Origin of the sequence: Flavobacterium branchiophilum NBRC 15030 = ATCC 35035, from assembly GCF_002217205.1 — a bacterium.
Classification (GTDB): Bacteria; Bacteroidota; Bacteroidia; order Flavobacteriales; family Flavobacteriaceae; genus Flavobacterium; species Flavobacterium branchiophilum.
Genome location: NZ_MUGT01000024.1, coordinates 24195 through 31210 on the forward strand (window position 1 = coordinate 24195; position 7016 = coordinate 31210).

Consider the following 7016-nt stretch of genomic DNA (forward strand, 5'->3'; position numbering starts at 1 on the left):
TTGTTTTCTTATTTTATATAATAAAATAAACTGATATTGTTATGATTTTTCTTCTTTGTTAAAGTAAACTAAATAATAATACATTTGTTTCTCTTCGTCCCATCCTTTTTCAACAAATTTTTCTGCACTTTCTGGATTGATAAAATCCATTTTTATTTGAATATTGGTATCCAATTTGATGACGTTTTTTATAGATTTTCTAGCATCGGTAACTGCTGCATTGGCAATTGGGAACGACGTAATGTCTTCTATCGAATATTTTTCGCCTTTATCTACTTTGTAGTTTTTAAATTCGGGTATCAAATCAGGATTGTCCAACACTTCGTTCAAAAAATTACTTTCTTCGAACTGATCATTTTTTGCAAAATAGTTTACAGATCGGTTCATAAACATCACTTCTTCTTTTTTATCTTCAGCAGGAAGTACTACATCTTTTGCGAAATTCTGACAAAATTTAAGGTATTTTTTAGTAATGAAATTTTCATCTTCAAACGCATCTACAGATAAAAAATGTTCTAACCAATACCGAGCGTCATATCGATTGCTATCAACTGTTAAAATTTTGTAACCTTCTTCTTTTTTGTAATTAAATATAAGACAACCTTTATCTAATTTGTTTAAACTTACGCCTTGTTGCAAAATCATTTCAAGATTGCTTTCTTTTTCTTCAAATTGTAAAAAATCTGCTTGCATTTCGCTCTTAAAAATGCCAATGGCATCTACATTGTTGTTGTCTATATTGACGTTTGTCAAATAAGTTACATACACTTCGCCATTTTTTATATGTGGATGGTTTGATTGTTCGTAAAGATGTTTCGTTATTTTTTTTGAAACTTCATGAAAATTACTAGGATTATCAAATATTTCTGTAGAAAAATTATACATTTCATTGTAATCTAAATCTACTTCATGAGCAAATTGAAAGTAATTTTCCTCTTTTTCTCTAAAGGGTTTAAAGAAGAATTCTTTTATTAATGGAAGTATTTCGTCGTTTAATTTGTATGGTTGTTCGGATAAAAAATAGGCTTCATTCCTACTTTTGTTGCCAACACGATGGATAGAAAGTGTATCTATATGTGTATTAAAAAGATTGATCATTGATTAGGTGTGAAATATGTGTTTTTATATTAATTTTAGTTCCAATTTTCTTCAAATCCATAGTCTTCAAAACTGTCGTGGTCGTCATACATTTCCAAATCTTCTTCATCAAAATCGTCCTCAAATTCATTGAAATCTTCTTCTTCAAATTCGGAATCGAAGTTTTTTTCAAAGGCTTCGGCTGGCATTTCGCCATGAGAAAATAAGGTTTCAGGATAGGTTGCACCTGCTGTTTGTTCTTCTACGGCTGCCAATTCTATCAAAAATGTCCACATATTAATAAAATCATACACATAAATCAATTTCGTACTTGCTTCGTTTACGATTTCAGATATTTGATAATCACTCATTATTTTTTGTTCTCCTGGTATGTCGCCAGTATCAAATAATGAAATTTCCTCATCCTGATTCCATGTTTCGTCGCACGTATAAAAGGAGGCCATTTCTGAACCATCAAATCCAAAGGAATTGTATATTGCATTGTGTAAATCCTCTAACGAATCCTCTTCGAGAATGGCAATATCTCTAAAAATATCTTCTTCGGCATCTAGAATTACCCTAAATTTGTAAACCATAATCTTTGTTTTTTTATATAAACCACAAAGGTAAAATTTAATTTTTGATTTACGATTTTAGAAACTGTTTTTGTTAATAAAATTTAAAACTGCGTGATGTAGTTTTATTTTTTATCAAATTTGAAAGCCAATTTGTTATATTTTTTGATTTTTAAGTATAAAAATTTTTAAAAGTTACTTCCAGAACCTCCTCCACTAAAACCACCACCTCCAAATTCCATGGGCGATGTACTTGTAGTTTCTATACTATTGGTGGCAAGAGTTGTAAGTGTTTCCATCTTTTTTTGAAGGGCATTTCCTTGAAATGGATCGGGCATAAAACTCAAACCAGTTTGCGAATTTTTGAATTTTTTGATAATATACATTGATAGGGCTAATAAGATAAGTCCACCTAATGTAAGGGCCAACGTCGTGGGCAACACATGATGATAGGTTCTAAAAGTAATTATTGAGCCTGTAAATAACCCTATTCCGAGCCAAAGTAACATGCGATCTTTGAATTTTATACTCGCATATAAATATATTATGGGTACTATAAACATAAAACAATTGAAAAACCATGCCAATGGAATTTCTGTATTATCGGGTAATATACCTTGTTCGTTGCTGTATTCTCTTATTATTCCATAATTACCTGCCAGGTAAAAAATAAATAAAGCACAAAATTTAGCTATATTTAATCCGTTTTTGTAATATATATACTTGTTTTTTAATTTTATTTTATAATATATAAAAAACAATAAAATACCAAACAACATGACAATAAAACACAAATACGGACTGTTTATTTGCATTAATGCCCCAACAATACTTATAATGCTAGCCAAAATCAAATAGCCATGCAAATATCTAAAGTAACATACCCATCATATAACACTCAATGTAAGCAAAAAAGCGGTAGTTTCGTAAATAAAATTTGTAAAAAATACCATTTCAAAAAACACCATCGACACCATCAAACTACAAAACACCAAAGCATCGTCCAGTCCATTGCCAAAAACGTTAGTTTTTTTATACATTTCTGTGGCAAAAAAACCAATGATTGTGTAAAAAAACAACATGATTTTTAAAACGAATTGGTTATCTATGGCAAACAATGAAAAAAATCCAAAAGCCGATGCAAACATCAAACAGCCCAAAATAAAAAACCACAATCTGATAAGTAAATTGCGGGATCTTTTCAGTGTTTCTAATTGATTTTCAATGGTTTTAAAAGTAGTATTATCTAAAAATTTGGCCTGATGTAATGATGTAGCCTCGTCTAAAATATAGGTATTTTCTAATAAATCAGTTTGATATATTTTCATGGTTTTTTTTGATATTTATGTTGAAATTTCTTATTCCATATAGAAACAATGCAATAGAACCCATAATATAAAAGGGCATAATAATGATAAACAATTGAAATAAATCTGACTGAATATTAAATATATCTAACAATCGAATGAAAATGATATTGGAACAAAAATAGGTGTAAATTACTGTAAATATATACATCATAATAGAATTTGAATTGTAACTTTTATTATAAAAATAAAATCCAGACACAATAGGTATTATTACAAAATATCCAAATACTTCTGAACACAATCCTCCAATAGAACACCAAAACACCAAATGTAAAGCAAAGGTTTGAAATACTATTGAAAAATGTGATTTAATGTTTTTTATATCAGCAAATAAGCTCCAAAAAACCAATGCAAACGACAAAATAATACCGTAATGATATAGTTGAAGGTTATTAAAAAAATCAAAATGGAATATATTTGTTATACTAATTTGTAATCCAATGAATGCAGTAAGTCCAGAAATAGCAATAGACAAAATCCCTTTATGATCAAAATAGTAGGCACAGCCAAAACCTACAATGGTAGGGAGGAGGGTTGCAAATTTATAAGAATTTCCTAAAAAATGATACTGAAATTGCCAGTATCCTATAAAAATACAACACAATAAAAAGGATCCCAATACTAAATATTCGTACACTGGATTTTCAAATTCGGTATGTAAAGGGCTGTATTTTGGTGCTTTTTTAAAACTAAAATAAAAACCAACTACCGTTATTAAAAATAAACCAACTAATAAAATAGAATGTCCTAAGGTGTCTATATTTTCATAAATGAGTAAACCAATCCCCGATGTAAATAACATAATAGCAGTATATAATAGCAACAGTGTTTCGTGCCTAATCGAAAAAAAGGGTTTGGCTCTAAAAGTTTCGATTTGATGATATTGCGATTCAGAAATATAATTGCGATTCAACAGTTTTTGAGTATATTCTTGATGAAAATGAGTCATGTTTTATTTTTTTGATACGAAAGGCTATTACAGCCCTCAAATATAACTAAATATTTTGAAAAAAAATGAAAAAGATGTTTTTTTCTTATTTATTTTTTAAATATATTTCAAAATCTACAAACACATTATTATGCCTATTTGATGTTTTTTTAGTAGAAAGTTCATCCACTGATATATAGCATTTAAAAAATAGTATCTTTGTCATTTAATTTTACAAATGAGGTATTTTATTCATTTTTCATACAACGGTACTCGTTACCATGGTTGGCAAATTCAGCCTAATGCTATTTCTGTTCAAGAAACATTAAATAAAGCATTATCCCTTATTTTACGAAAAGACATTTTTATACACGGAGCAGGTAGAACTGATACTGGGGTGCATGCCAAAGAAATGTATGCACATTTTGATGTAGAGGTAGCTTTGAACAAATCAAATTTGATATACAAATTAAATGTCTTTTTGCCACATGATTTGGTAATTTTTGATATATTTGAAGTAAAAGCTGCATTTCATTCAAGGTTTAATGCAAAAAAACGTACTTATGAATACCATTTACATACCTATAAAAATGCCTTCTTGGAAAATCAAAGTTGGTATTTTCAGAAAAAATTAAATTTAGAATTGATGAATCAAGCGGCAACAAAATTATTGGAACATACTGATTTTGAAGCCTTTTCAAAAGTACATACCGATGTTGGAACATTCAATTGTAAGATATATGAGGCATTTTGGACGTTGCATGAAAACCAGCTTGTATTTACAATTTCGGCTGACAGGTTTTTGAGAAATATGGTTCGTGCCATTGTTGGCACATTAATCAATGTGGGTTTGCAAAAGATTGATATTCAGCAATTTGAAGCTATAATTGCTAGTAAAAATAGAACCAAAGCAGGCTTTTCTGTGCCTGCTCATGGCCTATATTTAACAAAAATTTGTTATGATTTTGAAAATAATACGTTATAATTATTGGTATTTTCTCATAAATTCTTCGTTCAATCGCATAACGCCTTCAACTCCCAAATTTTTAAATAATACAATTAAATAAATCATATATATAACGCCTAATACAATTCCAATTATGGCTAATATACGACCCAGTTTTAATTTTTCATAATTGGAATATGCCTCGGGATTCGCTTGATATAATGCTAAATCTTTGTGTGCCATAAATAAGGCTACAGAACCAAGTATAATACTTATAATACCGTAGCAACAGCAAGTAATGATTGAAAGGATTCCTAAAACCAATACAAGCATAGCATTGGGTAATTGTTTTTTGTCCATAGTAAAATAGTTTAGTAATAAAAATGTTTATAAAAATATGAAAAAACCATTATTATAGCATTAATAATAGCCATAATATAAGTTATTGTATAATAATTTCTTTTTTTGTCAATAAATGTTAATGATAATAAAACAAAAAACAAGATGGTGGTATAAATGGCAGGAAACAATGTAAAGGCTTCTTGGAAATCTCCTCTCAAAACCAAAACAAACGCCCGTTGAGCACCACAGCCAAAACATTCTACACCAAAAAGCTTTTTGTTGAGACAAGGTAACATGTATTTTTCTAAATCCAAAACAATCATTTTTATCGGATTGTTTTAATAAATTGTCCTACATTTTGGATGCCATGTTGGGTGATATATTTGATAAATGCACTGCCAATAATAGCTCCTTTTGCCTGTTTTGTTGCTTGATTAAATGTTGCAGCATCACTTATTCCAAAACCAACAATTTGTGGGTTATTCAAATTCATATTTGCAATTCGTTCAAAATAAGCCTCTTGTTCCAATCCAAAACCTGATTGAGATCCCGTAACACTTGCAGAACTTACCATATAAATGAATCCTTCCGAAACACTATCTATATATCGTTTGCGGTCGTCTGATGTTTGTGGTGTGATCAAAAAAATATTCAACAAACCATGTTTTTCAAAAATGGATTGATAGTTTTGAGCATAAATATCTACGGGTAAATCGGGTATAATTAAGCCATCAATGCCAATTTCGGCACATTTTTCGCAAAATGCCGCTACGCCATATTGCATGATTGGATTAAAATACCCCATGATGATTAATGGTATTTGTACAGATTGTCTTATGTTTGATAATTGTTCAAATAATTTGACAGTCGTCATGCCGTTTTCTATGGCTTTTGTAGAACTTTCTTGTATGGTAGGACCATCGGCCAATGGATCGCTAAAAGGCAACCCAATTTCTATCATATCAACACCATTTTTTTCTAAATCCTGAATTATAGCAACCGTATCGTTCAAATTGGGGTATCCAGCAGAAAAATATATTGAAAGTATTTTTTTATTCTCTTGTAATTTTTGTTTTATTCTGTTCATTTTTATATAAAAATTGAAAATAATTCGATCATGACCATTCAAAATTTTTGGTCATCATCAAGTATCGTTTTTCATTTTAGGTCGTTGTATTAAAATTTGGCACTATATGCCCATGCCGTTTGTTCGGATTGTAGCTGAACTTCAATTCGTTTGTAATGAATTCCTTCATAATTGTCTGTCAATTTTAATTCAGCTTCAGATAATGTATATAAAACCCCTTTGATGGTGTCGTTAGGGTTGTTTGTAGGTTTGATGATTGGATATTTTACAATTCCAAATTCTTCCTCTATGCTGATTTCGCTTTCAGCATAACCTACTAAAGTTTCAGGCTGTCCTTTCAAAATTCTTCCATAAATAGTTTCCTGAACTTCTTGACTTTGCAAGCTTCCATAAGCAAATAAATGTTCCATAAGTATTTTTTTAAATTTTAATCTAAACTACTTTAATTTTGTTTTAATGCTAAAAAATTAAAGTACAACTCATTTTTTGATAATAAATTAACATAAAAAGTTTGGTAAAGATAAAAAATGTTTTGATATACACTAACTTTTTTTTTGTTTTAAGATAAAAAGCTCCATTCTAAACAAAATAGCACTTGAGATAGCGCCTTTTTTGGGCATTCCCCAAGGGTCGTACTATCCGTTTCAAACAACGTTCATTGAACTCCAAAAGAAATATAATATTGTGAAAT

10 protein-coding genes are annotated in these 7016 nt (G+C 29.6%); 1 reads left to right on the forward strand and 9 read right to left on the reverse strand.

Going from position 1 to position 7016, the window contains the following annotated elements; translation table 11 throughout:
- Positions 1-39: 39 nt before the first annotated feature.
- The 5 genes from B0A58_RS03360 to B0A58_RS03380 all read right to left on the reverse strand — a co-directional run bounded on the left by B0A58_RS03360 (position 40) and on the right by B0A58_RS03380 (position 3971).
- Complete coding sequence (locus B0A58_RS03360) at positions 40-1098, reverse strand: nucleoid-associated protein (RefSeq protein ID WP_014084404.1); 1059 nt, start codon at positions 1096-1098, stop codon at positions 40-42.
- 35 nt (positions 1099-1133) lie between these two features.
- On the reverse strand, positions 1134-1673 hold the full coding sequence (locus tag B0A58_RS03365; RefSeq protein ID WP_089079882.1) for an IS1096 element passenger TnpR family protein: 540 nt from the start codon (positions 1671-1673) through the stop codon (positions 1134-1136).
- Positions 1674-1840: 167 nt separating this feature from the next.
- Positions 1841-2446, reverse strand: coding sequence for a hypothetical protein (locus B0A58_RS03370; protein ID WP_185740256.1), 606 nt, complete (start codon positions 2444-2446; stop codon positions 1841-1843).
- 93 nt (positions 2447-2539) lie between these two features.
- Entirely contained in the window at positions 2540-2980 is a 441-nt protein-coding gene (locus B0A58_RS03375) for a hypothetical protein (protein WP_089079884.1), read from the reverse strand.
- On the reverse strand, positions 2961-3971 hold the full coding sequence (locus tag B0A58_RS03380; RefSeq protein ID WP_089079885.1) for a DUF2157 domain-containing protein: 1011 nt from the start codon (positions 3969-3971) through the stop codon (positions 2961-2963). Before B0A58_RS03380 ends, B0A58_RS03375 begins: the two co-directional genes overlap by 20 nt.
- A 217-nt stretch (positions 3972-4188) precedes the next feature.
- On the opposite strand from B0A58_RS03380, the gene truA reads away from it, so the two are divergent.
- Positions 4189-4935: a tRNA pseudouridine(38-40) synthase TruA gene (gene truA / locus B0A58_RS03385; protein ID WP_089079886.1), complete on the forward strand. Its 747-nt coding sequence runs from the start codon at positions 4189-4191 to the stop codon at positions 4933-4935.
- On the opposite strand, the gene B0A58_RS03390 is transcribed toward truA, so the two are convergent.
- The 4 genes from B0A58_RS03390 to B0A58_RS03405 all read right to left on the reverse strand — a co-directional run bounded on the left by B0A58_RS03390 (position 4936) and on the right by B0A58_RS03405 (position 6735).
- Complete coding sequence (locus tag B0A58_RS03390; protein ID WP_014084399.1) at positions 4936-5256, reverse strand: CCC motif membrane protein; 321 nt, start codon at positions 5254-5256, stop codon at positions 4936-4938.
- 11 nt (positions 5257-5267) lie between these two features.
- Positions 5268-5552, reverse strand: coding sequence for a DUF2752 domain-containing protein (locus tag B0A58_RS03395; protein WP_089079898.1), 285 nt, complete (start codon positions 5550-5552; stop codon positions 5268-5270).
- A gap of 11 nt (positions 5553-5563) precedes the next feature.
- Positions 5564-6325 (reverse strand): tryptophan synthase subunit alpha, encoded by a 762-nt coding sequence (gene trpA, locus B0A58_RS03400; RefSeq protein WP_089079887.1) that lies wholly within the window; start codon positions 6323-6325, stop codon positions 5564-5566.
- A gap of 89 nt (positions 6326-6414) precedes the next feature.
- Positions 6415-6735 carry a gamma-glutamylcyclotransferase family protein gene (locus B0A58_RS03405; protein WP_014084396.1) on the reverse strand — a complete coding sequence of 107 codons (321 nt, stop codon included), beginning with the start codon at positions 6733-6735 and terminating at the stop codon, positions 6415-6417.
- Positions 6736-7016: the final 281 nt, after the last annotated feature.